The organism is Halopenitus salinus (assembly GCF_055397165.1).
Window position 1 is genome coordinate 2,423,748 of the sequence record NZ_AP043853.1, and the last position, 25,290, is coordinate 2,449,037.

34 protein-coding genes and 2 tRNA genes are annotated in these 25,290 nt (G+C 68.7%); 22 read left to right on the plus strand and 14 right to left on the minus strand.

Translation table 11 applies throughout. From position 1 onward, the window contains the following. Positions 1 to 6: 6 nt before the first annotated feature. The 12 genes from ACZ5YD_RS13960 to ACZ5YD_RS14015 all read left to right on the plus strand — a co-directional run bounded on the left by ACZ5YD_RS13960 (position 7) and on the right by ACZ5YD_RS14015 (position 7,067). Positions 7 to 396: a 30S ribosomal protein S11 gene (locus tag ACZ5YD_RS13960; RefSeq protein ID WP_379741003.1), complete on the plus strand. Its 390-nt coding sequence runs from the start codon at positions 7 to 9 to the stop codon at positions 394 to 396. A gap of 1 nt (position 397) precedes the next feature. Further along, positions 398 to 1,150, plus strand: a complete 753-nt coding sequence (locus ACZ5YD_RS13965) for a DNA-directed RNA polymerase subunit D (RefSeq protein ID WP_379741000.1) — start codon at positions 398 to 400, stop codon at positions 1,148 to 1,150. Positions 1,151 to 1,363: 213 nt separating this feature from the next. After that, positions 1,364 to 1,448, plus strand: a tRNA-Leu gene (locus ACZ5YD_RS13970). Between the two features lie 89 nt (positions 1,449 to 1,537). Continuing rightward, positions 1,538 to 1,891 carry a 50S ribosomal protein L18e gene (locus ACZ5YD_RS13975; RefSeq protein WP_379740997.1) on the plus strand — a complete coding sequence of 118 codons (354 nt, stop codon included), beginning with the start codon at positions 1,538 to 1,540 and terminating at the stop codon, positions 1,889 to 1,891. After that, entirely contained in the window at positions 1,888 to 2,337 is a 450-nt protein-coding gene (locus ACZ5YD_RS13980; RefSeq protein WP_379740994.1) for a 50S ribosomal protein L13, read from the plus strand. Before ACZ5YD_RS13975 ends, ACZ5YD_RS13980 begins: the two co-directional genes overlap by 4 nt. Beyond that, positions 2,331 to 2,729: a 30S ribosomal protein S9 gene (locus ACZ5YD_RS13985; RefSeq protein WP_379740991.1), complete on the plus strand. Its 399-nt coding sequence runs from the start codon at positions 2,331 to 2,333 to the stop codon at positions 2,727 to 2,729. Before ACZ5YD_RS13980 ends, ACZ5YD_RS13985 begins: the two co-directional genes overlap by 7 nt. Positions 2,730 to 2,741: 12 nt before the next feature. Next, positions 2,742 to 2,936, plus strand: coding sequence for a DNA-directed RNA polymerase subunit N (locus ACZ5YD_RS13990; protein WP_379740988.1), 195 nt, complete (start codon positions 2,742 to 2,744; stop codon positions 2,934 to 2,936). A gap of 2 nt (positions 2,937 to 2,938) precedes the next feature. Next, positions 2,939 to 3,115, plus strand: coding sequence for a DNA-directed RNA polymerase subunit K (locus tag ACZ5YD_RS13995; protein WP_379740984.1), 177 nt, complete (start codon positions 2,939 to 2,941; stop codon positions 3,113 to 3,115). Further along, positions 3,115 to 4,317 (plus strand): phosphopyruvate hydratase, encoded by a 1,203-nt coding sequence (gene eno, locus ACZ5YD_RS14000; RefSeq protein ID WP_379740981.1) that lies wholly within the window; start codon positions 3,115 to 3,117, stop codon positions 4,315 to 4,317. Before ACZ5YD_RS13995 ends, eno begins: the two co-directional genes overlap by 1 nt. Positions 4,318 to 4,360: 43 nt before the next feature. Then, the gene (gene rpsB, locus ACZ5YD_RS14005; RefSeq protein ID WP_379740978.1) at positions 4,361 to 5,173 is read left to right on the plus strand and encodes a 30S ribosomal protein S2; all 813 of its coding nucleotides are present in this window, start codon (positions 4,361 to 4,363) and stop codon (positions 5,171 to 5,173) included. 119 nt (positions 5,174 to 5,292) lie between these two features. Next, positions 5,293 to 6,312, plus strand: coding sequence for a mevalonate kinase (gene mvk, locus ACZ5YD_RS14010; protein ID WP_379740975.1), 1,020 nt, complete (start codon positions 5,293 to 5,295; stop codon positions 6,310 to 6,312). Continuing rightward, positions 6,309 to 7,067, plus strand: a complete 759-nt coding sequence (locus ACZ5YD_RS14015) for an isopentenyl phosphate kinase (protein ID WP_379740972.1) — start codon at positions 6,309 to 6,311, stop codon at positions 7,065 to 7,067. Before mvk ends, ACZ5YD_RS14015 begins: the two co-directional genes overlap by 4 nt. Positions 7,068 to 7,097: 30 nt before the next feature. Here the strand turns inward: ACZ5YD_RS14015 and glmM are convergent, their stop codons facing one another. After that, complete coding sequence (gene glmM / locus ACZ5YD_RS14020; protein ID WP_379740969.1) at positions 7,098 to 8,462, minus strand: phosphoglucosamine mutase; 1,365 nt, start codon at positions 8,460 to 8,462, stop codon at positions 7,098 to 7,100. Positions 8,463 to 8,579: 117 nt separating this feature from the next. Between glmM and ACZ5YD_RS14025 the strand changes: the two genes are divergently transcribed. From ACZ5YD_RS14025 to ACZ5YD_RS14050, 6 genes are all read left to right on the plus strand, one after another. Then, positions 8,580 to 9,623 (plus strand): Mrp/NBP35 family ATP-binding protein, encoded by a 1,044-nt coding sequence (locus tag ACZ5YD_RS14025; RefSeq protein WP_379740966.1) that lies wholly within the window; start codon positions 8,580 to 8,582, stop codon positions 9,621 to 9,623. After that, positions 9,620 to 9,934 carry a hypothetical protein gene (locus ACZ5YD_RS14030; protein ID WP_379740963.1) on the plus strand — a complete coding sequence of 105 codons (315 nt, stop codon included), beginning with the start codon at positions 9,620 to 9,622 and terminating at the stop codon, positions 9,932 to 9,934. Before ACZ5YD_RS14025 ends, ACZ5YD_RS14030 begins: the two co-directional genes overlap by 4 nt. Positions 9,935 to 9,989: 55 nt before the next feature. Further along, positions 9,990 to 10,307 (plus strand): DUF5785 family protein, encoded by a 318-nt coding sequence (locus tag ACZ5YD_RS14035; RefSeq protein WP_379740961.1) that lies wholly within the window; start codon positions 9,990 to 9,992, stop codon positions 10,305 to 10,307. A gap of 92 nt (positions 10,308 to 10,399) precedes the next feature. Next, positions 10,400 to 11,029 carry a CBS domain-containing protein gene (locus ACZ5YD_RS14040; RefSeq protein ID WP_379740958.1) on the plus strand — a complete coding sequence of 210 codons (630 nt, stop codon included), beginning with the start codon at positions 10,400 to 10,402 and terminating at the stop codon, positions 11,027 to 11,029. A gap of 246 nt (positions 11,030 to 11,275) precedes the next feature. Next, entirely contained in the window at positions 11,276 to 11,791 is a 516-nt protein-coding gene (locus ACZ5YD_RS14045) for a GNAT family N-acetyltransferase (protein WP_379740955.1), read from the plus strand. A 106-nt stretch (positions 11,792 to 11,897) separates the two neighbouring features. After that, positions 11,898 to 11,971: transfer RNA gene (locus ACZ5YD_RS14050), tRNA-Thr, on the plus strand. Between the two features lie 167 nt (positions 11,972 to 12,138). Here the strand turns inward: ACZ5YD_RS14050 and ACZ5YD_RS14055 are convergent. The 8 genes from ACZ5YD_RS14055 to cofD all read right to left on the minus strand — a co-directional run bounded on the left by ACZ5YD_RS14055 (position 12,139) and on the right by cofD (position 17,762). Continuing rightward, complete coding sequence (locus tag ACZ5YD_RS14055; RefSeq protein WP_379740952.1) at positions 12,139 to 12,405, minus strand: elongation factor 1-beta; 267 nt, start codon at positions 12,403 to 12,405, stop codon at positions 12,139 to 12,141. Position 12,406: 1 nt separating this feature from the next. Next, a complete protein-coding gene (locus tag ACZ5YD_RS14060) occupies positions 12,407 to 12,586 on the minus strand; it encodes an HVO_2753 family zinc finger protein (RefSeq protein WP_379740949.1) in 180 nt (59 codons plus the stop codon). A 91-nt stretch (positions 12,587 to 12,677) separates the two neighbouring features. Beyond that, the gene (locus tag ACZ5YD_RS14065; protein ID WP_379740946.1) at positions 12,678 to 13,913 is read right to left on the minus strand and encodes a tripartite tricarboxylate transporter permease; all 1,236 of its coding nucleotides are present in this window, start codon (positions 13,911 to 13,913) and stop codon (positions 12,678 to 12,680) included. Positions 13,914 to 14,016: 103 nt separating this feature from the next. After that, positions 14,017 to 14,211 carry a 30S ribosomal protein S17e gene (locus ACZ5YD_RS14070; protein ID WP_379740943.1) on the minus strand — a complete coding sequence of 65 codons (195 nt, stop codon included), beginning with the start codon at positions 14,209 to 14,211 and terminating at the stop codon, positions 14,017 to 14,019. A gap of 23 nt (positions 14,212 to 14,234) precedes the next feature. Further along, positions 14,235 to 14,876, minus strand: a complete 642-nt coding sequence (locus ACZ5YD_RS14075; RefSeq protein WP_379740940.1) for a DUF447 domain-containing protein — start codon at positions 14,874 to 14,876, stop codon at positions 14,235 to 14,237. After that, positions 14,873 to 15,733, minus strand: coding sequence for a triphosphoribosyl-dephospho-CoA synthase (locus ACZ5YD_RS14080; protein WP_379741347.1), 861 nt, complete (start codon positions 15,731 to 15,733; stop codon positions 14,873 to 14,875). The genes ACZ5YD_RS14075 and ACZ5YD_RS14080 overlap by 4 nt, the downstream gene beginning before the upstream one ends. Before the next feature lie 92 nt (positions 15,734 to 15,825). Then, complete coding sequence (locus ACZ5YD_RS14085) at positions 15,826 to 16,692, minus strand: tRNA-dihydrouridine synthase (RefSeq protein WP_379740937.1); 867 nt, start codon at positions 16,690 to 16,692, stop codon at positions 15,826 to 15,828. Beyond that, complete coding sequence (gene cofD, locus ACZ5YD_RS14090; protein ID WP_379740934.1) at positions 16,692 to 17,762, minus strand: 2-phospho-L-lactate transferase; 1,071 nt, start codon at positions 17,760 to 17,762, stop codon at positions 16,692 to 16,694. Before cofD ends, ACZ5YD_RS14085 begins: the two co-directional genes overlap by 1 nt. A 112-nt stretch (positions 17,763 to 17,874) precedes the next feature. Here cofD and ACZ5YD_RS14095 point away from each other — a divergent pair, with 112 nt between their 5' ends. Beyond that, positions 17,875 to 18,867, plus strand: coding sequence for a biotin--[acetyl-CoA-carboxylase] ligase (locus tag ACZ5YD_RS14095; protein ID WP_379740931.1), 993 nt, complete (start codon positions 17,875 to 17,877; stop codon positions 18,865 to 18,867). Here ACZ5YD_RS14095 and ACZ5YD_RS14100 read toward each other — a convergent pair. The 4 genes from ACZ5YD_RS14100 to ACZ5YD_RS14115 form a co-directional block, all read right to left on the minus strand. Beyond that, positions 18,864 to 19,403, minus strand: coding sequence for a universal stress protein (locus ACZ5YD_RS14100; RefSeq protein WP_379740928.1), 540 nt, complete (start codon positions 19,401 to 19,403; stop codon positions 18,864 to 18,866). The genes ACZ5YD_RS14095 and ACZ5YD_RS14100 overlap by 4 nt on opposite strands. Before the next feature lie 134 nt (positions 19,404 to 19,537). Then, on the minus strand, positions 19,538 to 20,110 hold the full coding sequence (locus tag ACZ5YD_RS14105) for an NADPH-dependent FMN reductase (protein ID WP_379740925.1): 573 nt from the start codon (positions 20,108 to 20,110) through the stop codon (positions 19,538 to 19,540). 259 nt (positions 20,111 to 20,369) lie between these two features. Continuing rightward, positions 20,370 to 20,882 (minus strand): SprT-like domain-containing protein, encoded by a 513-nt coding sequence (locus ACZ5YD_RS14110; protein ID WP_379740922.1) that lies wholly within the window; start codon positions 20,880 to 20,882, stop codon positions 20,370 to 20,372. A 3-nt stretch (positions 20,883 to 20,885) separates the two neighbouring features. After that, complete coding sequence (locus ACZ5YD_RS14115; protein ID WP_379740918.1) at positions 20,886 to 21,887, minus strand: HhH-GPD family protein; 1,002 nt, start codon at positions 21,885 to 21,887, stop codon at positions 20,886 to 20,888. Positions 21,888 to 22,001: 114 nt separating this feature from the next. Here ACZ5YD_RS14115 and ACZ5YD_RS14120 point away from each other — a divergent pair, with 114 nt between their 5' ends. Beyond that, complete coding sequence (locus tag ACZ5YD_RS14120) at positions 22,002 to 22,322, plus strand: hypothetical protein (protein ID WP_379740915.1); 321 nt, start codon at positions 22,002 to 22,004, stop codon at positions 22,320 to 22,322. 76 nt (positions 22,323 to 22,398) lie between these two features. Here the strand turns inward: ACZ5YD_RS14120 and ACZ5YD_RS14125 are convergent, their stop codons facing one another. Then, on the minus strand, positions 22,399 to 22,674 hold the full coding sequence (locus ACZ5YD_RS14125) for a PadR family transcriptional regulator (RefSeq protein WP_379740912.1): 276 nt from the start codon (positions 22,672 to 22,674) through the stop codon (positions 22,399 to 22,401). 334 nt (positions 22,675 to 23,008) lie between these two features. Between ACZ5YD_RS14125 and priS the strand changes: the two genes are divergently transcribed. Further along, the gene (priS, locus tag ACZ5YD_RS14130) at positions 23,009 to 24,172 is read left to right on the plus strand and encodes a DNA primase small subunit PriS (protein WP_379740910.1); all 1,164 of its coding nucleotides are present in this window, start codon (positions 23,009 to 23,011) and stop codon (positions 24,170 to 24,172) included. Next, on the plus strand, positions 24,169 to 25,221 hold the full coding sequence (locus ACZ5YD_RS14135; protein WP_379740907.1) for a DNA replication complex subunit Gins51: 1,053 nt from the start codon (positions 24,169 to 24,171) through the stop codon (positions 25,219 to 25,221). Before priS ends, ACZ5YD_RS14135 begins: the two co-directional genes overlap by 4 nt. Positions 25,222 to 25,290: the final 69 nt, after the last annotated feature.

Below are 25,290 nucleotides of genomic sequence, written 5' to 3' on the forward strand. Positions count from 1 at the left end.
CCACCCATGAGCGAAACAGAAGACGAAAAGTGGGGAATCGCCCACGTCTACGCATCGTTCAACAACACGCTCATCACGGTCACGGACGAGACCGGCGCGGAGACGATCGCCAAGTCGTCCGGCGGGACCGTGGTGAAACAGAACCGCGACGAGGCGTCGCCGTACGCGGCCATGCAGATGGCCGAGGTCGTCGCCGAGGAGGTCAAGGCGGCCGGCCTGGAGGGCGTTCACGTTCGCGTGCGCGGCCCCGGGGGCAACCTCAACAAGTCGACGGGTCCCGGCGCACAGGCGACGATCCGTGCGCTCGCGCGAGCCGGCGTCGAGATCGGCCGGATCGAGGACGTGACGCCGATCCCGCACGACGGAACGAAGGCGCCGAAGAACAAACGGATCTAACATGAGCGAGGCCGACTTCGACGTGCAGTACATCGAACGCGAGGACCGGAGCGCGCGGGTGTTGATCCGCGGGCTCTCGCCGGCGTTCGCCAACGGCATTCGCCGGGCGATGATCGCGGACGTCCCCACGTTCTCGATCGACACCGTCCGGTTCCTCGAGAACTCGTCGGTGATGTTCGACGAGATGCTCGGGCTTCGGCTCGGGCTGGTTCCGTTGACGACGCCGATCGACGACTTCGAGATCGGCGACGAGGTGACCCTCGCGCTCGACGTCGAGGGGCCGGCGACGGCCTACTCGGGCGACCTCGAGACCGCGGAGCCGCTCGTCGAGCCCGCCGACGAGAACGTCCCCATCATCGAGTTGAAGGAGGGACAGCGGATCGAGCTGGAGGCCGACGCGGTACTCGACACCGGCAAGGAGCACGCCAAACACCAGGGCGGCGTCTCCGTCGGCTACCGGCACCTCCAGCGCGTCTCCGTCGGCGACGACCTCGGCGAGTTCGACGACGAGGAGGCGCGGATCCTCCGCGGCGTCATCGAGACGGAGGACGGCGAGGTCGTCCCGACCGAGGAGTTCGGCCACGACCTCTCCGAGCGATACCCCGACACGGAGGTGCACGTCGAGGACGTCCCCGGCGCGTTCGTCTTCCACATCGAGACGGACGGCTCCGTCGACGTCGAGGAACTGCTGCTTCGCGCGATCGACACGATCGAGTCCCGCGCGGACGAACTGCGAGAGACGGTCGCCGTCTGAACACGAGAACGACCATGACCCTTCGAACCACCACGAAACGGACGCGCGCCCTCGATGCGCCGGCGGTCGCCGCCGACGCGTCACGGGGAGCCAGCGGCTTCCCGTCGAGGGAGCGAGCCCGTTTCGAAGGAGTCCCCGCTTTCCCGCCCGCGATCGCGGGGGGACGGCGGACCGAAAGTGGTTTGAAGGGCGACGCGGTAGCGTGGAGTGCACGCAGGGATAGCCAAGTCAGGCCAACGGCGCAGCGTTCAGGGCGCTGTCCTGTAGAGGTCCGCAGGTTCAAATCCTGCTCCCTGCACTCCACTTTTACCGACTCGACCGGGATCGCGCGGCCTCCGGCCGCTCGGCCCCACGCGTATTCACGACCTTCGATACTGGAGGAGACCAATGAGTAGCAAGACGAATCCACGATTACAGAACCTCATCGCCGACCTCAAGTCGGCATCCCGCGAGTCCGACGCCGCAGTCTGGCAGGACGTCGCGGATCGGTTGGAAAAGCCCCGGCGCACCCACGCTGAGGTCAACCTGGGCCGCATCGAACGGTACGCCCAGGAGGACGAGGCGGTCATCGTTCCCGGCAAGGTGCTGGGAAGCGGTGTGCTGGAGAAGAACGTCACCGTCGCCGCCGTCGACTTCTCGGGAACCGCCCGCAAGAAGATCGAACAGGCCGGCGACGCCGTGTCGCTCGAACAGTTCGTCGAACGCAACCCCAGCGGCTCGAACGTCCGGGTGATCCGATGAACCTGTCCGAGTTCGACGCGGACGTCGTCGTCGACGCCCGCGACTGCATCCTCGGCCGCGTCGCCTCGAACGTGGCGACCCGAGCCCTCGACGGCGATCGCGTCGCCGTGGTCAACGCCGAACACGCGGTGATCACCGGCAACGAGGAGGACACGATGGACACCTATCAGACGCGAGCGGAACTCGGGTCCGACAGCGGGCCCTACTTCCCGAAGCGTCCCGACCGCATCTTCAAGCGGACGATCCGCGGCATGGTCCCCTACAAGACCGACCGCGGCCGCGAGGCGTTCGAGAACGTTCGGGTGTACGTCGGCAACCCCTACGAGCGCGACGACGACCACGAGGCCGTCGTGCTGGAGGGAACCTCGCTGGATCGGCTGTCGAACATCAAGTTCACGACGATCGGGGACGTCTCCGAGAGTCTGGGTGCTAACGTCACATGGTAACGAATACCTCAGGAAAGAAGAAGACGGCCGTCGCCCGCGCCACCGTTCGCGAGGGCGAGGGTCGCGTTCGAATCAACTCCCAGCCCGTCGAGCTGGTCGAGCCGGAGCAGGCCCGCCTCAAGATGCTGGAGCCGTTCCGCATCGCCGGCGAGGAGCTTCGCGACGGCGTCGACATCGACGTCTCCGTCGACGGCGGCGGCTTCAGCGGACAGGCCGACGCCGCCCGGACGGCCATCGCCCGCGGGCTGGTGCAGCACCTCGGCGACGCCGAGCTGCGCGAGGCGTATCTGAACTTCGACCGGACGCTTTTGGTCAACGACGTCCGCCAGTCCGAGCCCAAAAAGTGGGGCGGACCCGGCGCGCGTGCCCGCTACCAGAAGTCCTACCGCTGAGGTGATCCACCCATGATGATCCCTGTCCGGTGTTTCACCTGCGGCAACGTCATCGGTGAACACTGGGACGAGTTCAAGGAACGCGCTCGCGACGGCGACGAGGACCCCGGAGCGGTGCTCGACGATCTCGGCGTCGACCGGCACTGCTGTCGCCGGATGATGGTCAGCCACACCGACCTCGTCGACGTCGTCTCGCCGTATCAGTGACCATGTCACGAAACCACAACCGCTACGAGAAGGCACGCATCCTGGGCGCGCGAGCGCTGCAGGTGTCCTACGGCGCACCCGTGCTGATCGACACCGACGAGACGCAGCCGATCCTCGTCGCGGCCGAGGAGTACGATGCGGGCGTCCTCCCCTTCACGGTCCGTCGGGAGGAGGCGTAATGACGCGCATCACCTCGATCGCGTTGCGGCGCGTGCTCGACTCGCGCGGCAACGCGACGGTGGAGGCGGACGTCCTCACCGAGTCGGGCGGCTTCGGCCGCGCGGCCGCGCCATCCGGCGCCTCGACCGGCGAGTACGAGGCCGTCGAACGGCCGCCCTCGGAGGCGATCGCGGCGGCCCGCGAGCACGCCGTTCCCCGCCTGGAGGGGCTGTACGCGGGCGACCAGCGCGAGGTCGACGCCGCCCTTCGAGCCGCCGACGGCACGGAGGACTTCTCCGCGATCGGCGCCAACTCGGCGGTCGCGATCTCGATGGCGGCCGCCAAGGCCGCTGCCGACGTCATCGGCGCCCCGCTGTATCAACACCTCGGCGGGGCCTTCCGCGGGGAGAACTTCCCCGTCCCGCTCGGGAACGTCATCGGCGGCGGCGAACACGCCGCCGACGCGACGGACATTCAGGAGTTCCTCGCGGCGCCGGTCGGCGCTCCGAGCGTCTCGGAGGCCGTCTTCGCGAACGCCGCCGTCCACGCGGCCGCCGCGTCGATCCTGGCCGACCGGGGCGTTCCGGCGGCCAAGGGCGACGAGGGCGCGCTCGCGCCGTCCATCTCGGACGCCGAGGCGTTCGAGGTGATGGCCGAGGCGACCGACCGCGTCGCCGAGGAGGTCGGCTTTTCGATCCGGTTCGGCCTCGACATGGCCGGCGCGGAGCTGTACGACGCCGACGCCGATGCGTACGTCTACGGCGAGGAGACCCGCTCGCCCGACGAGCAGGTCGAGTACGTCGCGGGGCTCATAGAGGAGTACGACCTCGCGTACGTCGAGGACCCGCTCGACGAGGACGACTACGACCGGTTCGCGACGCTCACCGAGCGCGTCGGCGATCGGACGCTGATCTGCGGGGACGACCTCTTCGTCACCAACGTGGATCGGCTCGAGGAGGGGATCGACGTGGGTGCGGCAAACAGCATCCTGATCAAGCCCAACCAGATCGGAACGCTCTCGCAGGCGTTCGACGCCGTCGAGCTCGCCACCCGCAACGGGTACGACTCCGTCATCTCCCACCGCTCGGGGGAGACGGAGGACACGACCATCGCACACCTCGCCGTCGCGACCGACGCCCCCTACATCAAGACGGGGACCGTCGGCGGCGAGCGAACCGCCAAGCTCAACGAGCTGATCCGGATCGCCGACGGGGCGGTGTGAGATCCATGAGCCGACGAACGACAACCACGACAACGGACAACCGATGACCGAGGACAACGACGCGGTCGAACTCGACGAGGACGCGGCGGCCGAGGAGGCCGACGCCGACGTCGCCGAGGACGAGACCGACACGACGGACGCACAGCCCGCCGACGCGGCGGAGACGCCGACGGAGGCGGAGACCGAAGCAGCCGAGGCCGACGCGGATGCGGACGCCGAGGCCGAAGCGGAGGAGGCGGGCTCGCCGTTCGACGAGGACGTCATGCCCGACGAGGAGGCCGACCTCCTCATCCCCGTCGAGGACTACCTCGGCGCCGGCGTCCACATCGGCACCCAACAGAAGACCCAGGACATGGAGCGGTTCATCCACCGCGTTCGCGACGACGGACTCTACGTGCTCGACGTCTCCAAGACGGACGAGCGCATCCGCGTCGCCGCAGACTTCCTGTCCGACTACGAGCCCGAGCAGGTGCTCGTCACCTCCTCGCGGCAGTACGGCCGGTTCCCGGCCGAGAAGTTCGCGGACGCCATCGGCGCCCGCGCGCGCACCGGACGGTTCATCCCCGGCACGCTGACGAACCCCGATTACGCCGGCTACATCGAGCCGGACGTCGTCGTCGTCACCGACCCCATCGGCGACGCCCAGGCGGTAAAGGAGGCCATCACGGTCGGCATCCCCGTCATCGCGATGTGCGACTCCAACAACCAGCTCTCGAACGTCGACCTGGTCATCCCCACGAACAACAAGGGTCGCCGCGCGCTCTCGGTCGTCTACTGGCTGCTCGCCAACGAGACGCTCGACCGCCGCGGCGCCGACTCGCTTTACGCCCTCGAGGACTTCGAGGCCGAGCTGTAACGCGAACGAGACGTTTCGATCTCGATTCGTTTCGACTTCCCAACGACGATCGACCCCGTTTCCTCGCGCGCTCGACGACAAGCGCAACGCCTGTTATCTCGGAGCCTGTCTGGACGACCATGACCGTCTCCAGCGCGCCGGGGAAGGTGTACCTCTTCGGCGAACACGCCGTCGTCTACGGCGAGCCCGCGGTTCCGTGTGCCATCGAGCGTCGCGCGCGCGTCTCCGTCGAGCCGCGCTCCGACGACCACGTTCGCGTCGTCGCGGAGGACCTCTCGCTCGACGGGTTCACGGTCGAGTACGAGGGGTCGACGCGAACCCAGCCCGACGTCGACGTCGACGAGTCGCTGCTTTCGGCCGCGACCGGATACGTCGACGCGGCGGTCAGGCAGGCCCGCGAGGCGGCCGACGCGCCGGAGGCGGGCTTCGACATCACCGTCGAGAGCGACATCCCGCTCGGGGCCGGACTCGGATCGTCGGCGGCCGTCGTCGTCGCCGGGATCGACGCGGCCACGCGCGCGCTCGGCGAGCCGATCGACGACCGTGAGATCGCCCGGCGCGCCTACCGGGCCGAGTACGAGGTCCAGGACGGCCAGGCCTCGCGCGCGGACACCTTCTGTTCGGCGGTGGGCGGCGCGGTCCGCGTCGAGGGCGACGACTGCACCACTCTCGAGGCGCCGAACCTCCCCCTCGTCGTCGGATTCGACGGCGGGGCCGGCGACACCGGGAAGCTCGTCGCCGGCGTTCGCGATCTGAAGGACACACACGGGTTCGCCGCCGACACGGTGGCGTCCATCGGCGACATCGTTCGCGAGGGAGAACGCCTGCTCGCGGCGGCCGACCCCGACGCCGGTCCCGATTCGGAGCTGCTCGACGGCCTGGGCGAGCTGATGGACTTCAACCACGGGCTCCTGTCCGCGCTCGGCGTCTCCGCGCGCTCGCTCGACTCGATGGTCTGGGCGGCACGCGACGCCGGCGCCCACGGCGCGAAGTTGACCGGCGCCGGCGGCGGCGGCTGCATCGTCGCGCTCGATTCGTCCCCGGAGACGGAGACGGCGCTGTCGTTCACCCAGGGCTGCGTCGACGCGTTCCGCGCGGAGCTCGCCACCGAGGGCGTCCGCCGGGAGGACCGGCGATGACCGGCGACCGCGTCGTGGTGAAGCTCGGCGGCAGCGTGATCACGGAGAAGGACCGCCCCGAGACGCTCGACGGCCCGGCCCTCGATGCCGCCTGCGATGCGATCGCGGGCGCGCTCGTCGACGGGGCGGTTTCGCGGCTCGTCGTGGTCCACGGCGGCGGCAGTTTCGGCCACCATCACGCCAGCGAACACGGGGTCTCGACGACCGCGGGGACCCACGACGCCGGCGCCGTGATGGACGTTCACGGGGCGATGGCGACGCTCAACCGCTTCGTCCTCGATCGCCTTCACGATCGAGGAGTCGAGGCGGTCCCGGTCCATCCCCTCTCGCTCGCCGCCCGTCCGGAGGGGGCGGAGGGCGACCTCGCGCTGCCGGTCGAGTCGACCGAAACGCTGCTCTCGGAGGGGTTCGTCCCCGTCCTCCACGGCGACGGGATCGCCACCGCCGGGGCGGGCGTGACCGTCGTCTCCGGCGACGAGCTGGTCGTCGAACTCGCGAGCGCTCTCGAGGCCGATCGCGTCGGGGTCTGTTCGACCGTCCCCGGCGTGCTCGAGGACGGCGAGGTGGTCCCCTCGATCACGGCCTTCGAGGACGTGGCGGACGCCCTCGGGGAAAGCGACTCGACGGACGTCTCCGGCGGAATGGCCGCCAAGGTTCGCGAGCTGCTCGCGCTCGAGGCGCCGGCGTCCGTGTTCGGCCCCGACGATCTCTCCGGGTTCCTCCGCGGCGAGGAGCCAGGAACGCGGATCGAGTGACGGGGGTCGATTCTCCCGGAGGCTGCCTTCTCAGCGGGACGCGATCGCGTCCTCGAGGATCCCCCGCGCCTCCGCCAACAGCACCTCGCTCGCCTCCGGATCGCGCGCCTCCGCCGTCAGTCGGACGAGCGGCTGGGTCCCGGAGGCCCGGATCAGGAACCATCCGTCGTCCGTCTCGACGCGGACGCCGTCGAGCGTTTCGACGTCGGCGTATTCCCCTCGAACCCGATCGCGGACGGCGTCCATCGTCGCGGTTCGATCCGCCACTTCGAGGTGTCCGCGTCGGATCGGATAGGTCGGGATCGCATCGAGGCGGTCGGAGAGTGGCTTTGCGGCGGAGAGCGCCGCCAGCCGCACGGCGGCCAGCGGTCCGTCCGGACACGGCGTTTCCTCCGGGAAGATCCACGCCCCGGAGGGCTCGCCCCCGAGGACGACGCGGTCCTCGCGGGTTCGGCGCGCCACGGAGACGTCGCCGACGGGCGTCCGTACGACTTCCCCGCCGACGGTCTCCAGCGCGTCGTCGACCGCGAGGCTCGTGTTGACCGGCGCCGCGACCCGATCGCCGTCCCGTCCCGCCTCGACCGCCTCGCGTGCAAACACGGCCAGGAGCGCGTCGCCGCCGACGAACTCGCCGTCCCCCGTCACCGCCATCATCCGGTCGGCGTCGCCGTCGTGTGCGATCCCGAGATCGGCGTCGGTCGCGGCCACGTGGGCGGCAAGCGATCGGCAGTTCTCGGCGGTCGGCTCGCTGGGGCGTGCCGGGAATCGGCCGTCCCGCTGTCCGTTGAGGGTCTCCACGTCCGCGCCGAGATCGACGAGCGCGTCCGCGGTCACCCGGCCCGTTCCGTTGCCGAGGTCGACGACCACGGTCGTCCCTTCGAGCGTAACTCCGAGCGACTGGAGCGTCCGATCGCCGGATTCGACGATCGCGTTTCGGTGGGCGGCGGCGGCGGTCGTTCCGGCGGCGTCGGCGTACTCCCGGCGGCGCCCGTGGGCGTTCCAGGCCGCCAGGTCGTACGCCTCGCGTTCGATCCGCTCCGTGATCCGGTCGCCGTCCTCGGGGCCGAAGGCCATCCCCGAGGCGGTCCACAGCTTGATCCCGTTGTCCGCGGGCGGGTTGTGTGAGGCCGTGACGACCGCGCCGGCGTCGGCGTCGCCTGTCGCCGCCGCGCGGGCGATCGCGGGCGTGGATGCGACGCCGACCTCGCGGACGTCGACGCCGGACTCGATCAGCCCCGCCGCGAGCGCGTCGAGGAGCGCCCGCCCGGAGTCGCGGACGTCGCGTCCGACGACTACGGCGTCCGTCTCGGCGCCGAGCGCCCGTCCGATGGAGAGGGCCAGCTCCGCCGTGACCGTCTCGCCGACGGGCCCGCGAACCCCGCTCGTTCCGAACATGCCTCCGGATGGGCGCGGGCGGGCCAAAAAGCGCTCGGGATCTCCAAAGCGTTCGAGAGCCACGCCGAACGCCTCCCCGGACGTCATGCTTATTCGGCCGAACCCCCTCCGACCGACATGGACGAATCCGCGATACGCGATCTCCTCTCCGCGGTCGAGGACCCGGATCTCGGCGACGACGTCGTCTCCCTGGGTCTCGTGAACGAGGTCGACGTCGACGACGAGGACGGGACGGTCCACGTCTCGCTCGCGCTTGGGGCGCCCTACTCGCCGACCGAGACCGCCATCGCCGAACGGGTCCGTTCGACGCTCGCGGCCGAAGGGATCGACCCGGAGCTGTCGGCGCGGATCCCGACGGACGTTCCCCCGGGCGAGCAGGTGCTTCCGGGGATCAAGAACGTGATCGCCGTCGCCTCGGGAAAGGGCGGCGTCGGCAAGTCGACGGTGGCGGTCAACCTCGCGGCCGGCCTCTCGGACCTGGGCGCGCGCGTCGGAGTGTTCGACGCCGACGTCTACGGCCCGAACGTCCCGCGGATGGTCGGCGCCGACACGCCGCCGCGAACCGACGGCGAGACGATCGTCCCGCCGGAACAGTACGGGCTGCGCGTGATGAGCATGGACTTTCTCACCGGCGAGGACGACCCGGTCATCTGGCGTGGCCCGATGGTCCACAAGATCCTGACCCAGCTCGTCGAGGACGTCGACTGGGGCGAGCTCGATTACCTCGTGGTCGACCTCCCGCCGGGCACCGGCGACACGCAGCTCACCGTGCTCCAAACGCTGCCGCTCACCGGCGCCGTGATCGTGACGACCCCGGAGGACGTGGCGATCGACGACGCGACGAAGGGGCTGCGGATGTTCGGCGAACACGACACGAACGTGCTCGGCATCGCGGAGAACATGTCCGGATTCAGGTGTCCCGACTGCGGGAGCGTCCACGACGTCTTCGGCGAGGGCGGCGGCCGCGAGCTCGCGGACCAACACGACCTGCCGTTCCTCGGAGCCGTCCCCCTCGATCCGGCGATCAGAGCCGGCGGCGACGGCGGCGAGCCGATCGCGTTCTCGACGGGCGAGACGGCGGCGGCGTTCTCGGAGATCGCGGAGACCGTCGCGAACAACGCCGGAATCGTTCGCAGACGTGAGGTGAGCGAGGGATCGTGAGCGATCGCGATCCGGAAGCCGGGACCGATTCGACACCCGACGACGATCCGGGCCTCGACGCCGATCCGGACGTCGACGTCGACGGCGCAACCTCCGACGCGCGGTTCGGCGACGACCCCGAGAAGCGACGGTTCCTCCGTGGGATCGCCTCGGAGATCCGCGCTGACAGCTCCGAGAGCAAACAGGTCGCTGCCTTCCTCCAGCGGGTTTCGGATCTGTACGACCCCGCGGAGGACACCTCGCCCGAGGAGATCTACCGGAACGTCGAACACATCGTCGAGACCAAATCCCGCGGCGGCCTCGATCGCTGACGGTCGCCTCGTGGGCGAACGTAACGACTATGCCACCCGATCGCGAACGTCGGGTATGGACTGGCCACACGACCCCGACGGCGAGGAGGGGAGCGAGGGCGGTCGAAAATACGGCCACGCCGTCCTCGCGAAGAAGATCGACGAGGAGGAGGACTTCCCGCTTTCGGCGGCGGAGTACGTCGAGGAATACGGCGACCATCCGGTTCGGATCGACCACGAGACGGTCGTCTCCGTGGCCGAGATCTTCGAGAACGTCGATCGAGAGGAGTTCGAGGACTTCGTCGAGTTCCACCAGGAGCTCGGCCGAGCCATGCGCGAGGCCGGCCACTGGTTCTACGAGGGTTCGGAAACCTTCGTCGGCTCGCAGGCCTGACCGGCGATCGTCGTCCGAACCGTACTCTACGCCCCGGTCCGTGTTAACTGTACTGCAGGCAAGTTTTACACCCCCGCGTTCGATCTACGAGTATGCGGGACGATATCACGGTACAGGAAATCATGAACCGGGAGTTCCTCGGGGTCAGCGAGTCCGACTCGCTCCGGGATGCCGCGGAGCTCCTGGTTCGCGAGGAGGCGGACTGTCTCGTCGTGCTTCGCGGCGGCGATCCCGTCGGCTGTCTGTCCCCGCGTGACGCCCTCGAGGCGATGTTGGTCGGCGATGCGACCGCGGGCGAAAGCGACTCCGATCACGGAGCGACCGTCGGCGAGGTGATGGCCGATCCGGCGCCCACGATCCACGCCGACGAGGGACTCACGCTCGCCGAGGACCGACTGCTCTCCGACGGATCGAGTCGACTCGTCGTCACGGCCGACGGCGAGGCCGTCGGCGTACTCACCGAACGGGACGTGCTCGCGACGCGCCCGCCGGGTGCACGCGCGGAACCGGCTTCCGACTCGCAGGCCGGATCGGCACGCGAGCTGCGGTCCTCCACGGACCGGGTCCGGGAGTCGGAGGCGACCTCCGCTCCCGACCGCGATCGGGAGCCCGAGGCCACCCGCGAGGCGACCCAGAGCATCTGTGAGGTCTGTGGAACGCTCACCGCGTCCCTCTCGAACGTGAACGGACAGCTGGTCTGTCCGGACTGTCGGGAGGTTTGAGTGACCGCGAAGCGCGTACTCCCTCGAGGTGGGCTCCGACCCCTCGACGATCGTCCGCGTTCTCGCCCTCCGACGAGTCGATCCGATATCGGATTGGCAGTCGGGTCGGAACCCGTGTCGGAAGATGGAACCGGATCGAAGCCCGGATCCGAATTCGGATCGGAACTCCGATCGGGATTCGGATCCGGTCCCGGACCCGCCCTCGTAACCGGAAGACTCGACGGCATCGAGCGCCGCCGCTGATCCATGGACGGATCGACGACGGTCGAGATACGGGAGGGAACACGGGCGGACGTCGACGCCGTCGTGGATCTGTGGGTCGACCTCGCCGCGGATCAGCGACGGCACGGGTCACATCTCCGTGCCGACGCGAACCGGACGGCCGTCCGCGAGACCATCGCACGACGCGTCGTCCGAGACGAACTCCTGGTCGCGATCGGGACGGCGATCTCGGAGACGGACGACGGGGACGCCACGCCGCTTGGGTTCGTGATGTTCTCGATCGAACGCGGCGTCTACGAACAGGACCTCACGCGGGGGATCATCGATGCGGTGTTCGTCCGCCCGGCGAACAGGGATTTCGGGATCGGATCGCGACTGCTTGACGCCGCCGAAACGCGGCTCTCGAACCGCGGAGTCGACGTCGTCGCTCTCGAGGCGCTCGCGGACAACGACGACGCACGTCGGTTCTACCGCGAGCGGGGCTACGATCCACGACGGATCGAGTTCGAGAAGCCGATCGATTCGAACGGGACGAAGTGAGTCGACTCGTGTTCGACGAGGCGAGTCGGTTCGACCGGGGCCGAGGACGGCCGATCGAGGGACGAAGCGATACTGACTCAAGGGAGGGTATACAACCCGAATCCGTGCCAGGGGAGCATGGGCGGTTCATGCACTCGACTTGTAATCGAGATTTCCGGGGTTCAAATCCCCGCCCTGGCTCGTGGCGGTCAACCTCGCGGCTTCTCGCGACCGTTCGACTTCTCCCGTGACTCGACGTCGTGGCGTCGTGGCCGACGACGCCGCGGCTCGCCAAGTCGAACGAAGCGGTGAAAAATCCCGACGAGCGATGGACTCGCCTCCCGATCGCGATCCGAAACGTCGCGAACTCAGAGTCGGCCGACGTTCTCGACCGCGACGGACTCGACGCCCTCGACGCCGGAGAAGGCCTCCTCTACGGCCTCCGTGCCGCCGGCGTCGTCGGGGACGATGACGGTCGGCAACAGCGCGACGAGACCGAACGCGACGTCGTCGCGCTCGAACCCGCGGATCTTCGCGCCCTGGGGCAGCGAGTCCTCGAGCTTCTCCTGCAGCTCGTCCAGGTCGATCTCGGGGCTGTCCGGCATGACCTTGATTTTGGCGGCGACGTCTCCCATCTCAGGGCCCCCGGAACCCGCAGTCGGGACACTCATACAGGTTGCTCTGCTTTCGGCACTTCGCACACCGGCTGATGTTCGTGCCGCACTCGGGGCATTTGAACCGGGCGGCGTTCATCCCGGCGACCTGGATCCCACAGGAGACACACTGTTGTGCCGCCTCTTCTTCGCTCTGGCTCATGGTACAACGAACCCGTGCGCGGCTTTTAACGGTTGTTCTTTGCACCCGCCGCCTCGCCCGCCGACGTCGTTCGATCGGGGATTCCCCGACATCACCCGAGCATCAGCGGTCCGATCAACACCCCCATGAGGTGGACGCGACGGGTGCCGACTCGCGGCGGCACCATCCCGAGAAGCGTCGCAACGCCGAAGGTTCCCACGCCGGTCACCCCGGCGAAGAGGTACGAGAGGCCCACCAAAAGCGTCAAGACGCCGATCGAGAGCCGGGCGTAGTCGGCTCGGCCGACCACCCGGAGATAGGCGTCACCGACGGCGAGCAGCACGCAGAATCCGATCGCCGCGGCGATGGCGACCGCGGCCAGCAACATCGGGAGGGCGAACGGGACCGTCGCCTCCTCGAGTGCGACCATCACCCCGGTCCGCGGCGTTCCGAGGGCGACGAGCGCGAACAGCGCGAAGACGGTGTTGCTCGTCGAGGCGCCGCTCGTCGCGACGACGAACCCCCGATCGGCGGCCGACCGCGGGATCGCCGGAAGCGCCGCGGTCGCAGCGATCGCCGCCGAGACTCCGGGAAGGTAGCCGACGATGGCGCCCGAAAGGGATCCGGCGGACGCCGCGACGCCGAGATCCCGTCGCTCCATCGCGATCCGCGCGTCCGACTGGGGCGGAACGCCGGCTCCGTCGATCGCGTCGATCAGGACGGGCGCGCCGAAGAGTCCCGCGAAGAGCGGCGCGAGCATGCCGCCGGTCGAAAGCGGGGCGTCGGGATCGACGTCGAGCGTGACCGCTCCGAGCACGGCGCTCGCCAGAAAGACGACGAGCCCCGCGATCGCCGCCCGGCGTGAGGACTCCGTGACGAGGAGGAACGCGACGACGGACGCGAGCACGAGGACGATGTGTGCTCGGATCGTCGGATAGGCACGAACCATCCCCCAGGTGATCGGGATCGCGAGCGGCACGGCCAACGCGACCGCCAGCCCGGAACCGACCGCCGAGAGCCGGATAGCCTCCCGGCCGCGCCCGGCGATCACGAGCCGGTGGCCGGGCAGGGAGGCAACGGCCATCGCGGCATCGGGGACCCCGAGCGCCAAAGCCGGGACGACGTCCAGGAAGGTGTGGACCACCCCGGCGCCGATCATCGCACAGCCGATCAAGAGGGGATCGGCGGGGACGCTCGGAGCCACGCTGGCCAGAAGCAGCGCGAAGTTGTTGGCGTGGAGCCCGGGAACGAGACCGCTCACCGTGCCCAGCGCGGCTCCTCCCAGGAGGAACGCGATCGCCGCGGCCGCGAAGCTCGGATCCACGACCGGGCGCACGATGGGGTCCATCCCGCGGACTTGGCCGCGGCTTCGGACATAAACCTCCGGAGTCGTTTCGATTTCGGGCGCCGCTCGGGATCCGATCGTCGTCGAGGTAAATTCGGAAAAGCGCTTACGCCGCGGCGTTCGTCTGGGTCTTCTTGCGGGTGACGTAGCCCGCGATGCGGTTGCGAACGCCCTTGGACTCGACGGTCGTCAACGCCTCGACGCTGTCCTTGTTCGTCTCGAAGTCCGTGTTGAACGAGTCGGGATACTCCTCGAGGAGCACGTTACCCAGCTGTTTGATGTACTTGGGCTTGATGGCCATACGGGCGGTATCCTCGGCTCGAACTAAAAGGGTTCGTTCCGGTCTCGCCACCCCGTCAGCTCGTCGATCCGGGCGAACGCCTCCCGCTCGCGGGGACCCCCACAGCGGTCTACCGTCCCCGCGAGACGACCGAGGCGCGCGAGCAACTCTCCCTCGTCATACGCGGCGACGTCGAGACGCGAGGCGGCCACCGTCGCCTCGATCACGGCGCCGAACCCGCGATTGATCGTCGGAACGCGCTCGGCGATCACCGCCGACTCGATCGGATCGAGTTCCCATGTCGCGATCTCGGTGTCTCCCTCGTGGTCGATCCCGACGCGGGTCGCCTCGATCTCGACCCACGCGTCGGCCTCCGGAAGGATCGCTTCCGAACGCTCCTCGATGGCGAGCGCCGCCTCCACGAACGTGCGGGGATCGACCGTGAACTGGACGACGCCGCCGCCGCGACGCTCGAAGTTGCCTCGCGTGCGCGTTCGACCGTAGGTTCGTGCCGTCACCGTCTCGTCCTCGTCGTCCGGGGCGTGGAGTCCGAGCGCGGCCACGTTCCACCGGTCGTTGGGCCCGAGCGTCGAAACGATCGACTCCGTGACGCCGCGGAGACGGACCGGCCAGCCCGCCGCGGTCGCTTCCCCGTCACTCGAGTCGACCCTTCCCTCACGTGTCACACCTGGAGCCCCCGTTCGAGCGCGACGAACAGCGCCGCCGCCGTGAGATCCGCCGTCGTTCCCGGGTTGATCCCTTCGGCGTGGAACTCCGCTGCCAGCTCCGCCGCGGCTTCGAGGTCCTCGCCGATCGCCGCGGCGCGCCGGGTGACCCCCCGTGCGGTTTCGGCGCCCTGGCTCGCGGCGACGAGCGTATCCGGCCGATCAGCCAGGATCCGAAGGAAGGCCCTGGCGGCCCGGTCCGTGACGGGGCCGTCGTCGTTTCGGATCGCCTCCGCGGCCTCGAAGGTCCGATCGAAGCCGGTCGTCCACTCGATCGCGTTCCCGTCCGGGACCCGGGCCTCGTCGGGGGGTTCGCCAGCCCCTTCGACCGCGCTCTCGGCGGCGTTTTGAGGTCGTGCCGACAGCTCCATGACGTCGAGGAGCGACAGCTCACGGCTTCGAAGCGCCGGTTCCGCCTCGGCGCCCCGGCGAACGTCGAGGGCGTCAGCGTCCGGCGGCGGGTCCGCGACCGCGACGTCCACGTGCTCGAAGGCACGGTAGAACGCGGCCGCGTCCTCGACCGTCGTCCGCTCTACGACCCGAGATACGCCCTCTGGCGTGAGATCGCCGTCGGCCGCTGCGGAGACGAGCGGCGTCAAGAGGAGCAGGCAGCCGAACTGCGTGTTCCCGCCCGACTGCCGGCTCATCCCCGCGACGGCGCGTTCGAACGCGACGCCGACGGTCGCGCCGCGTTCGGCGCGTCGGAGGCCGCGTCCGGACCCGACAGCACCGGCCATGAAGTGTTCGAACCGCAGGTCGCCGAGATCACGCTCGCGGTCCACGTTCCCCGGCTTCGGCGTCCCGGAGACCTCGAGCAGGAGCGCGAGCTGTGCGTTCTCCGCGGGCGTTCGATCCCGGGACGGAAGGGGCGAAGTGGTCGCGCGCTCGCCGTCCGCGTGGCGTCGGTCGCTCACGGCTCGGCGCCCTCCGGATCCGTTCGGAGTCGTTCGTCTCTCCCGTCGTCTGACGGGTCGACGGTATCATCGGACGCGTCGACATCCTCGTCCGCCGCGGCGAACCTCTCGACCGCACGCGCCACGCGCTCGAGCACCCGCGGATCGTCGCTCGGACGGCCGACGCTCACGCCGTCGGCGCCGAACGCGAGGTACTCGCGGACGCTCTCCGCGCCGCGGACCTCGTTGTTGGCGATCGTCCACAGGTCCGCCGCGCGGTCCACGTCCGCGATCACCGATTCGGAGTCCATCGCGTCGACGTGGACGATCGCCGCACCCGCGTCCTCGATCGCGGCCGCCACGACGGCGAGGTCGACGCCGGGAACCTCCGCGCGGACCTTCACGCTCACCGTCGCGCCCGTCTCGGCGGCGGCCTGGACGTATCTCGAGAGGCGGTCGCGGTCGGCCAGAAGGGACTCCCCGCAATTGACGGCACACAGCTCGGGCTGTCGACAGTGGGCGTTGATCTCCAGGATCGCTTCGTGGTCCGCACATACGCGGGCGACCTCGCGAACAGGCTCGATCGTGGCGCTTCGAACGTTCACGGCCGGGCGAACGTCGACCTCGGCGAGGGCCTCGAGCTGCGCGTCGACGAACGCGACCGGATCGGGAGGCAGGAACTCCTCGCGGTCGCGTTCCACGAGATCGCGCGCCGCGGAACGGCTCTCCGGATCGAGGGCGATCCCGCCGAGGAACGCGCACCCCACGTACGGCGCGGCCGTTCGCGCCCACGCGGCATCGGAGCGTCCGCTGAGGCTCGCGGCGGCGACCGGCGGATCGAAGGGGACTCCCGCCTTCCGCCGGCGTGATTCGGCTCGGGTCATCAGTGATCCGGCTCCGTCGTTCGACCGGTCGCGTCGACTCCATTCGGATCCGATCCGGCTCCATCTCGGTCCGCGCCGGCTTCGACTGCATCGAGCGCACGTCGACACGCCCGCGCGACGCGTTCCGCGTCCGCCTCGTCGTCGATCCGCGTGTCGGTTCGGACCACCTCGCGTTCGAGTTCGGTTCCGTCGTCAGCATCGAGCACGAAGGCGTCGACGAACGGGTACGCGTTCGCGACCCCCCGAGTGCTCGGTTCCCGGTCGGTGCTGGCCATGAGCTTCCCGGCGGGCCCCGAAAAGACCGTGTCCTCGACGAACGGCGAGACCGCGACCACGGGCGTTCGAGCCAGCGCCTCCTCGACGCCGGGGAGCGCGAGCATCGGGCCGATGCTCGTTACCGGGTTCGACGGACCGATCACGACCGGGTCCGAAAGCGCCCGCTCGAACGCCGGGGACGGTTCCGCACGGTCGGCGCCGCGGAACTCGACGCCCTCGACGGCGGGGGACGCCCGCCTCCCGACCCAGTACTCCTGGAAGTGCATCTCGCCGGCGTCCGTGTGCACGATGGTCGCCACCGGCTCGTCGGACATGGGAACCACCTCGAGGTCGACCCCGAGCGCGTCCGCGAGCGTACGGGTGACCTCGCTGAGCGAGCGTCCCGCATCGAGCAGGCTCGTTCGCGTGATGTGGACCGCCCGGTCGCGGTCGCCTATCTCCATGAACTCGCCGACGCCGGAAAACCGCCGCCACCGTGCGATGTCCCGACCCGCCGTCTGTGCGGCCTCCGGGAGGTACCGCGGTCCCGGATCGAGGTCGGCCGCCTCGGCGAGCCGGGACAGATCCTCGTGTGTCGCCGTCGTGTCCCCCTCGATCCCCCACCACGTCTCGCGATCGAGGAGGCCGGCCTCGTGGAACAGCACCGTATCGACGTCCGGACACACGAGGTGGCCGCCGATCTCGACGTCGTCGCCCGTGTTCGCGACGACCGTGATCGCGTCGGGATCGAAGACCGATTTCGCCCCCGGCAGGAGCTTCGGCGTCCCCGTCCCGCCCGCGAGGAACGTGACCATATCGAGGGATGGCCTCCCACCGGTATGTATGCTGCGTCGTCGGCGATTCGAGACGCCGCTCGCGTCCGGCGGGGACCCGAACCCCTATCTCGCAGCGCCGATCAGAGGACGTATGGACACGCGTCGTGCCCTGCTCGATGCGCTCTCTACCGGTCCCGTCGAGGGCCCCGAACTCGCCGATCACCTCGGAATATCCAGGGCGGCGGTCTGGAAGCAGATCGAGGCGCTGCGCGCGAACGGATTCCGGATCGAAGCCGGGGAGGAGGGATACGCCGTCCGATCGGTCCCGGAGTACGGCTCGGAGGCGATCCGGTTCGGACTCGAGGCTCCCTACGGGATCGAGTATCACGAGTCGATCGAGTCGACGAACGAGCGAGCGCGGGAGCTGGCCGAGTCGGGCGAGACCGACGTCGCCGTCGTGGCCGACGAACAGACCGGCGGTCGCGGGCGCCTCGATCGAGAGTGGACGTCGCCGTCCGGCGGCGTCTACGCCTCGCTCGTGATCCGTCCGGATCTCCCGCCGGCGCACGCGGCGATCGTCACCCTCGCGGCCGCCGTGGCGACGACCGACGCCTGTCGGGAACTCGGCGTGGACGCGCGGATCAAGTGGCCGAACGACGTCCTCCATCCCGACGGTGCGGGCGAGCGCGGGGGTGCCAAGCTCGCCGGCATCCTGACCGAGATGACCGGTGAGTCCGACCGCGTCTCCTGGATGATCGTCGGCACCGGCGTCAACGCGAACGTCGACGCCGCGGATCTCCCGCCGGGTTCGGCGAGCCTGCAGTCGATACTCGGCCACGAGGTCGACCGACGGCGATTCCTCCAGCGGCTACTCGAGCGGCTCCACGAGCTGATCGAGACGCCCGACGACGTCCTTCCCGACTGGCGCGACCGCGCGATGACGATCGGGGAGCGTGTCCGCGTCGAGACGACGACCGACGTCATCGAGGGGACGGCAGTCGACGTGGAGTTCCCTGGCGCGCTCGTCGTGCGAACCGACTCGGGACGACGGAGGGTTCTCGCCGGGGACTGTCGGCACCTACGACCGATCGAGGAGGTGGACTCCGGATCCGGATCCGGACGCGGGTCCAACCCCGACGGCTAGCTGCTTCCGGAGGCCTCGGAGCCGGTCGCGGCGTTCGTTGTCTCGGTCTCCTCGCCCGCGGGGGCGACCTCGGTTTCGGCCTCGGCCGCCGCCTCGGAGGCGTCGACGCGAACCGTCAACACGGGAACGCTCGAGCCACGTACCACCTTCTCCGCGACGCTTCCGAGCAGGAGCCGGTCGATCCCGCCCCGACCGTGGGTCCCCATCACGACGAGGTCGCAGTCCTCCCGCTCGGCGAAGTCGATGATCTCGCGGCTCGGCGACCCCTCGACTATCGCCGTCTCGACCGGAACCTCGTAGTCCGCCGCGATCGACTCGACCTCCTCGACGGCGGTTTCGGCGTCGGAGCGAAGCAGATCGTCGACGCCGTCCCACGTCGTCTCCATCGGGAGCCCGGCGTAACTCGAGACGTTGACAACGTAGAGCGCGTGGACGCTCGCGCCGTGAACCGCCGCCAATTCGAGCGCGTGGCGCACCGCTCGCCGTCCCTCCGTCGATCCGTCGGTCGGAACCAGGATCCGGTCGTAGAGAACCATGGCAATATACCACACGGTAGCGGATGAACCCCCATAACTGTTTGCACGTTTTGCCGGTTCTCGTCCATGGTCGTTCGTTCTCCCCCGCGAGCGCCTGCGATTCCCCGCGACCGTCCCCTCGCGGGCGCTTCGACTCACCCTCCCTCGTTCTGCTCGCTCTCGAAGGTCGGCGGCTCCGGCTCGATCGATCCGTACGCGACCGTCCGCTCGCCGAGGGTCGAGACCCGCTCGCGAAGGTCCTCGTCGGCGAATTCCCCGTCGACGATGGCTGACTCGGAACGCGGAACCGCCGCCTGGTAGGGAAGTACCCAGGCGTTGAACGCTCGACAGATCGAGCGCAGGTGGTCGAGCGCGGTGATCGGAAACGCGCCGCCGGCGACCGCGAGTAATCCGATCGTCGTTCCCTCCAACTCGTCGAATCCGCAGTGGTCGAGGGCGTTCTTCAACACTCCCGAACAGGAGCCGTGGTACATCGGCGTTCCCAACACGACCGCGTCTCCCCTCGCGACGGATTCGCGAAACTCCTCGGCGTCGCCCTGTTCGTCCAGATCCGGGTTGAGCGGCGGGAGGTCGAACCGTCGAAGATCGAGATGTTCCGTGCTCGCTCCCGCCCGCTCCGCGCCGGCGAGCGCGGTCTCGACGGCAGCCCGCGTCCGACTTTCCGAACGCAGACTCCCGGAGACGCCGACGACGTGCAGATCGCTCATAGATCGACCCCGACTCGTGACACCAAAAAACCGACGACCCGTCGCCGGAGGTTTATCACCGATCGCGCCCCACCGTCGCCGCCGTGAGTTGAACACGGACCACGACGGTCGAGGCGGGAGTCCGGCACGCCGTCGTGGCCACCATCGGATCGCACACGTGCCGGCTGTTCGCCATCCACGGATCCGGTTCAGTCGTCCACATCAAGCGGAGGCCCAGATTCGGCGCCGTGTTCGGCTTCGATCGTTCGATGGACGCCGGTCACTCGTTTCGAACGACGCGGAACCGCCCTCCGCAGTTCCCACAGCGGTACTCCTCGGGTCGTTCAACGAGCTTCGATCGGCGGTATCGCGCCAGCCGATCGCCGCAGTCGACACAGCGGACCCACCATCTCGGGTCGACGAAGCGTTCACAGCGGACGTGCGTCTCGAGCTCCGCGGCGAGTCGAGCGAACGCATCGCCGTGGCTCGGATCCCCGCGTTCGTTCAACAGATGGGCGTGAACGAGCTCGTGGCGGATCGTCGCGGCCAGTGCGTTCCACCCCCTGTTCTCGAACTGTCGCCGTGCGAGGACGATCGATCGGGGTTCGCCGTCTCGATACCGGACCATCCCGGCACGACGTTTCGCGCGGGTGCTGAGCCGCCACTCCAGGTCCCCGACCGACACGGTGAGATCGTGTTCGGAGACGACGTCCCGGGCATACACCCGCGTGACCGCGAGCAGCTCCTCGTCCGAACAGCCGGATTCGATCGCGTATCGGTCGATCGGCGGCATGGATCACTCCCGGAGCCGTGCCACGGGCGGATCGCGCGACTCGTCCATCCGGACGAGCCCGTCCGCGGCGAGGTCCTCGAGCAGCCCGCGTAGCCACTCGCGTCCGTGTTCGCCCTCGGGCGAGTAGTCGACCCGGATCCGGTGTCCGAGGTCGTCGAACGCGAGCGCGTCGTACTCTCCGAGCGTCCGGACGATCCGTCCGCGGAACTGGCGACGGCTCCCCTCGAAGCTCGGCTGAGTGGGAACGTCGGGCGCGGTGAAGTCGCCGGTCTCGTAGGCGCGACACCGTCCGCGCCAGGGACACCCGGCCTCTTCACACCGCGGTGTCGTCCCACACGCGACCGCGCCGAGTTCCATGATCGCGTTGTTCCACACGCGCGATTCGCCCTCGGGCATGAGCGTTCGTGCGGCGGTCTCGAACGCGTCCTCGTCGTCTCGAACCCCGAACGCGCGGTGGAGGACCCGTTTCACGTTCGTGTCCACCACGGCGTCCCCGGCGTTGAACGCGAAGGAGGCGACGGCGTTGGCGGTGTATGGCCCGACCCCCATCAGCTCCTGCAGTTCCGCCGGCTCCTCCGGGAATTCGCCGTCGTACTCCGAGACCACCTGCCGAGCGGCCTCCGACAGGTACTTCGCCCGGTTGTTGTAGCCGAGCGAGTGGTCCGACCAGAAGGCGACGACGTCGCTTTGGTCCGCCTTCGACAGGTCCTCTACCGTCGGCCACGTCTCGAGGAAGTCCTCCCAGGCGGGGACGACCCGGTCGAGTTGGGTCTGCTGGCTCATCACCTCCGAGACGAGAATCTCGTAGGCGTCGTCGGTTTCGCGCCACGGAAACTCGCGGTGGTCCTCGCGGTACCACTCGATGAGCCCCTCGCGAATCTCCGTGGCGTCCTCCGGGATCAACTCGCCATCGTCGGTCGGTTCCGGGCCGCCGTCCTCGGCCGAACCGGTCGTGGTCACATCCGATCCCGAGGCCGGCGTCGATCCGTTCCCCGAACTCGTCATATCGCCGCTACGTGCTTCGCTCGTTTATACGGTGGTGGTCCCTTCACGGGCAGTGCTTCCGTCGTCGACGACGGATGCGAAACCGGTTTGAGGCCGCCGCCGCTGTCGGGAAGCATGACGCTCGAGGATCTAACCGCCGACGTCGAGGACGCCTACGGCGATCTCGACGGGACGTTCGGACTCGATCTCGACCGGGAGACCAGAACGGAGCTTGCAATGTTGGTCGCGGCTATGGAGGCCGATCCCGAGGAGTTGGTTCGCCGAGGGATCCACGCGCTGTTCCGGTCGACCGTCGACACCGGCGACCTCGACTTCCAGCTTCGAAACGGGTACGACGTCACCTACGACGAGTACCTGATGGGGATGAGCTACGACGAGATGGCCGGCGGATCACAGTATCCACAGCGCGACGACGATCGCCGCTACCAGATGTGACTCACGGCTGGTAGGATTCGAAGCACGGATCGGATTCGAGTCGCGAACAGGAACGCGTGCGTGTCGCTCGAGGCGATCAGGCGTCGACGTACTGCGCTTCCCACTCCGTCCGGGCGTCGATCTCCCGTTTCCCGCGGCGGGTGAGCGTGTAGTAGTTGGTTCGGCGATCGCGTTGGCCCTTCTCGACGAGTCCCTTCTCGACGAGGGTGTCCAGGTTCGGATAGAGGCGCCCGTGATGGATCTCCTTTTCGTAGTAGTCCTCCAGCTCGTCCTTGATCGCGAGTCCGTGCGGCTCGTCGAGTCCAGCGATCACGTAGAGCAGATCCCGCTGGAATCCTGTCAGATCGTACATCGGTGAGTTCCGTTCGATAATTCTTGTCGTATTATGATAAATATGTCGAACGATTATTCGGATGTAGCCACGGTATACGGCCAATACGTCTGGATATCACATCTGATGATCCGTTCAGATGGTTTACTACTCCGGCGTGCAGTATCCATATCCGATCGTACAGGTTAGCATCTCGACGTTCCGATATTCCAATAGTCGAGAACCGATCTCGGGTGACAGCCGTGATCGGCGACGGCTCCCGAACGAATCCGGGATCCGAAAGACTGGGGAGTCGTACGACGTCGAGACCCGAACGGAACGGCTTTAGGCCGACCGGTGTTAGCGACCGAAAGCGATGGACGACCGAACGCGCGAGTACCTCCGCGGCCGGTTCGGCGACTACTACCGCGTCTCCTCTCCGTCGATGCCCCCGCAGGCGAACGAGCGCGAGTGGGGGCACATTCCGTGGACGCCGGGATCGGGCACCACCATGGTGCGCCACCGGTCGCTCTTCGATCTGGGGAACCCGGACGCGTTCTTCGCGGAGACCGCTCCACGCCACGCGTACTTTTCGGCCGCCAGATACGACACTCCCGGCGCGTCGACGATGTCGAAGAAGGGGTGGCGATCGGCCGATCTCGTCTTCGATCTCGACGCCGACCACCTCCCGAGCGTCGACCCCGATTCGGCCTCGTACGCGGAGATGCTCGCCGCGTGTAAGGACGCGCTCGTCCGGCTCGTTCGATTCCTCGAGGAGGACTTCGCGTTCGAGGACCTCGAGATCGTCTTTTCGGGCGGCCGCGGCTACCACGTCCACGTTCGCGATCCGGACGTCCTGGAGCTTGCGAGCGACGCGAGACGGGAGATCGTCGATTACGTTCGGGCGATCGACCTCGACGTCGACGGGCTGATCCACACCGTACAGGAACGCGGCACGAACAAGCGCGTGCTTCGTACCGAAGGTGGGTGGGGCAAACGCGTCCACGAGGCGCTCGTCCGATACGCCGAGGAGCTGCGCGAGCTTGACGACGAGGCGGCCACCGATCGACTTCAGGATCTGGAGGGGATCGGCGAGGGACGCGCCGAGACGATCCTCGGCGCGTTCCGGCGGAACCCGGAGGCGATCCGGGAGGGGAACCTCGAGGCGGGCGGCCCGGGCGCTCGACGGCTCGTCGAGGCGCTTTGCGAGCGGGTGACGGACGAGACCATCGCACCCGTCGACGAGCCGGTGACGACCGACACACACCGGCTCATCCGCCTTCCGGGGACCCTCCACGGCGGAACCGGCCTCGAGGTTCGGCGGATCGACCGCGAGGACCTCGCGGCCTTCGATCCCCTCGTCGATGCGGTTCCCGACCGATTCACCGGGCGGTCGATCGCGATCGAGTGTTCAGAACGAACGACGATCGAGCTGTGTGGCGATAGCTTCATACTGGAGCCCGGAGAAACGACTGTCCCGGAGTACGTGGGCGTCTTCGCGATGGCCCGCGGACGAGCGAGGAAGGCACCGGAACGATGAATCTCGATGAACTCCGCTCGGTCCAGGCGAAGGAGCGCCGAAAGGATAGCCTGCAGCATCTCCGAGACGCGTTCTACGACGACGTCGCCGCCTACATATCGGATCTGCGCGACGCGCGCGATAGACGAGCCGAGCAGGTGGAGAACCCCTTTTCCGACGACGACGTGCGGCGGCTCTCCGATGAGATCGAGACCGCAGAGGAGGTCGCCGAGGCGCTCTACGAGCGTCGGGTCGGCAAGGTCGTCAAGCTGGCTTCCTTCGCGGCGGCCGACATGCCCGTCGAACAGGAGGGAATGACGAGCCAGGAGCGCGCGCTCTTCGAGGATCTCGTCGAGCGGATCGAGCGGAACAAGTCGTCAGTCCTCGACGTGCTATCGGGGACGACCAAGGCGGGCGAGGCCTCGTCCGACGCAACGGCGGATCCACCCCGCGTCGACGCGGAACCGAACGCTCGCCCGGAGTCGCTCGAGGCGAATCCGACTGAAGAGGCCTCGACCGACCCCGTGGAGGGTGACTCCCGGTCGCGTCCGTCGAACGATGAGCCACCCGTGCCGCCGGAGGATCCGCCGGGATCGGCCGGGATGGACGGGACCGAATCGGCAAGGCCGGACGGGACCGAATCGGCAAGGCCGGACGGGACCGGTTCCGCGAAGCCCGACGACGGCGGCATGCTTGCCGATGCGATGGCCGGGGGGGACGCCTCGGACGGATCCGACGATCCGTCCGGGGACTCACCCGCCGCCGTCCCGAGCGGCGATGCGGTCGCCGGGGATGGCCCGAACGCCGACGGCCCCCCAACCGGCTCCGCTACGGGGTCCCACGAGGGGATGCAGCCGCCTGACGATGACGGAACGATCGGGGATCCGAGCGACGACGCGGCGGCCGAGGAGGATCCAGAACGGACCACGGTTCGGATCAAACGTGACGTCGGATCCATACTCGGCGTCGACGAGCGCGAGTACGACCTCGAGAGCGAGGACGTGGTGCGTCTCCCCTCGAGCAACGCCGAGCCGCTCTTGGCCCGCGATGCGGCGGAGCGGATCGAGTAGCGACCTCCTCGGGAGCCGTCGCGATCGCACCGGTTCACCGGTCGGTTCGACCGAACGGCTCCGACCGTC

Excerpts from the sequence above, each read along its gene's own strand:
- ACZ5YD_RS13960 (WP_379741003.1), top strand. The coding sequence starts at position 7 with ATGAGCGAAACAGAAGACGAAAAGTGGGGAATCGCCCACGTCTACGCA.
- ACZ5YD_RS13965 (WP_379741000.1), top strand. The coding sequence starts at position 398 with ATGAGCGAGGCCGACTTCGACGTGCAGTACATCGAACGCGAGGACCGG.
- ACZ5YD_RS13975 (WP_379740997.1), top strand. The coding sequence starts at position 1,538 with ATGAGTAGCAAGACGAATCCACGATTACAGAACCTCATCGCCGACCTC.
- ACZ5YD_RS13980 (WP_379740994.1), top strand. The coding sequence starts at position 1,888 with ATGAACCTGTCCGAGTTCGACGCGGACGTCGTCGTCGACGCCCGCGAC.
- ACZ5YD_RS13985 (WP_379740991.1), top strand. The coding sequence starts at position 2,331 with ATGGTAACGAATACCTCAGGAAAGAAGAAGACGGCCGTCGCCCGCGCC.
- ACZ5YD_RS13990 (WP_379740988.1), top strand. The coding sequence starts at position 2,742 with ATGATGATCCCTGTCCGGTGTTTCACCTGCGGCAACGTCATCGGTGAA.
- ACZ5YD_RS13995 (WP_379740984.1), top strand. The coding sequence starts at position 2,939 with ATGTCACGAAACCACAACCGCTACGAGAAGGCACGCATCCTGGGCGCG.
- eno (WP_379740981.1), top strand. The coding sequence starts at position 3,115 with ATGACGCGCATCACCTCGATCGCGTTGCGGCGCGTGCTCGACTCGCGC.
- rpsB (WP_379740978.1), top strand. The coding sequence starts at position 4,361 with ATGACCGAGGACAACGACGCGGTCGAACTCGACGAGGACGCGGCGGCC.
- mvk (WP_379740975.1), top strand. The coding sequence starts at position 5,293 with ATGACCGTCTCCAGCGCGCCGGGGAAGGTGTACCTCTTCGGCGAACAC.
- ACZ5YD_RS14015 (WP_379740972.1), top strand. The coding sequence starts at position 6,309 with ATGACCGGCGACCGCGTCGTGGTGAAGCTCGGCGGCAGCGTGATCACG.
- glmM (WP_379740969.1), bottom strand. The coding sequence starts at position 8,462 with ATGTTCGGAACGAGCGGGGTTCGCGGGCCCGTCGGCGAGACGGTCACG.
- ACZ5YD_RS14025 (WP_379740966.1), top strand. The coding sequence starts at position 8,580 with ATGGACGAATCCGCGATACGCGATCTCCTCTCCGCGGTCGAGGACCCG.
- ACZ5YD_RS14035 (WP_379740961.1), top strand. The coding sequence starts at position 9,990 with ATGGACTGGCCACACGACCCCGACGGCGAGGAGGGGAGCGAGGGCGGT.
- ACZ5YD_RS14040 (WP_379740958.1), top strand. The coding sequence starts at position 10,400 with ATGCGGGACGATATCACGGTACAGGAAATCATGAACCGGGAGTTCCTC.
- ACZ5YD_RS14045 (WP_379740955.1), top strand. The coding sequence starts at position 11,276 with ATGGACGGATCGACGACGGTCGAGATACGGGAGGGAACACGGGCGGAC.
- ACZ5YD_RS14055 (WP_379740952.1), bottom strand. The coding sequence starts at position 12,405 with ATGGGAGACGTCGCCGCCAAAATCAAGGTCATGCCGGACAGCCCCGAG.
- ACZ5YD_RS14060 (WP_379740949.1), bottom strand. The coding sequence starts at position 12,586 with ATGAGCCAGAGCGAAGAAGAGGCGGCACAACAGTGTGTCTCCTGTGGG.
- ACZ5YD_RS14065 (WP_379740946.1), bottom strand. The coding sequence starts at position 13,913 with ATGGACCCCATCGTGCGCCCGGTCGTGGATCCGAGCTTCGCGGCCGCG.
- ACZ5YD_RS14070 (WP_379740943.1), bottom strand. The coding sequence starts at position 14,211 with ATGGCCATCAAGCCCAAGTACATCAAACAGCTGGGTAACGTGCTCCTC.
- ACZ5YD_RS14085 (WP_379740937.1), bottom strand. The coding sequence starts at position 16,692 with ATGACCCGAGCCGAATCACGCCGGCGGAAGGCGGGAGTCCCCTTCGAT.
- cofD (WP_379740934.1), bottom strand. The coding sequence starts at position 17,762 with ATGGTCACGTTCCTCGCGGGCGGGACGGGGACGCCGAAGCTCCTGCCG.
- ACZ5YD_RS14095 (WP_379740931.1), top strand. The coding sequence starts at position 17,875 with ATGGACACGCGTCGTGCCCTGCTCGATGCGCTCTCTACCGGTCCCGTC.
- ACZ5YD_RS14100 (WP_379740928.1), bottom strand. The coding sequence starts at position 19,403 with ATGGTTCTCTACGACCGGATCCTGGTTCCGACCGACGGATCGACGGAG.
- ACZ5YD_RS14105 (WP_379740925.1), bottom strand. The coding sequence starts at position 20,110 with ATGAGCGATCTGCACGTCGTCGGCGTCTCCGGGAGTCTGCGTTCGGAA.
- ACZ5YD_RS14110 (WP_379740922.1), bottom strand. The coding sequence starts at position 20,882 with ATGCCGCCGATCGACCGATACGCGATCGAATCCGGCTGTTCGGACGAG.
- ACZ5YD_RS14115 (WP_379740918.1), bottom strand. The coding sequence starts at position 21,887 with ATGACGAGTTCGGGGAACGGATCGACGCCGGCCTCGGGATCGGATGTG.
- ACZ5YD_RS14120 (WP_379740915.1), top strand. The coding sequence starts at position 22,002 with ATGACGCTCGAGGATCTAACCGCCGACGTCGAGGACGCCTACGGCGAT.
- ACZ5YD_RS14125 (WP_379740912.1), bottom strand. The coding sequence starts at position 22,674 with ATGTACGATCTGACAGGATTCCAGCGGGATCTGCTCTACGTGATCGCT.
- priS (WP_379740910.1), top strand. The coding sequence starts at position 23,009 with ATGGACGACCGAACGCGCGAGTACCTCCGCGGCCGGTTCGGCGACTAC.
- ACZ5YD_RS14135 (WP_379740907.1), top strand. The coding sequence starts at position 24,169 with ATGAATCTCGATGAACTCCGCTCGGTCCAGGCGAAGGAGCGCCGAAAG.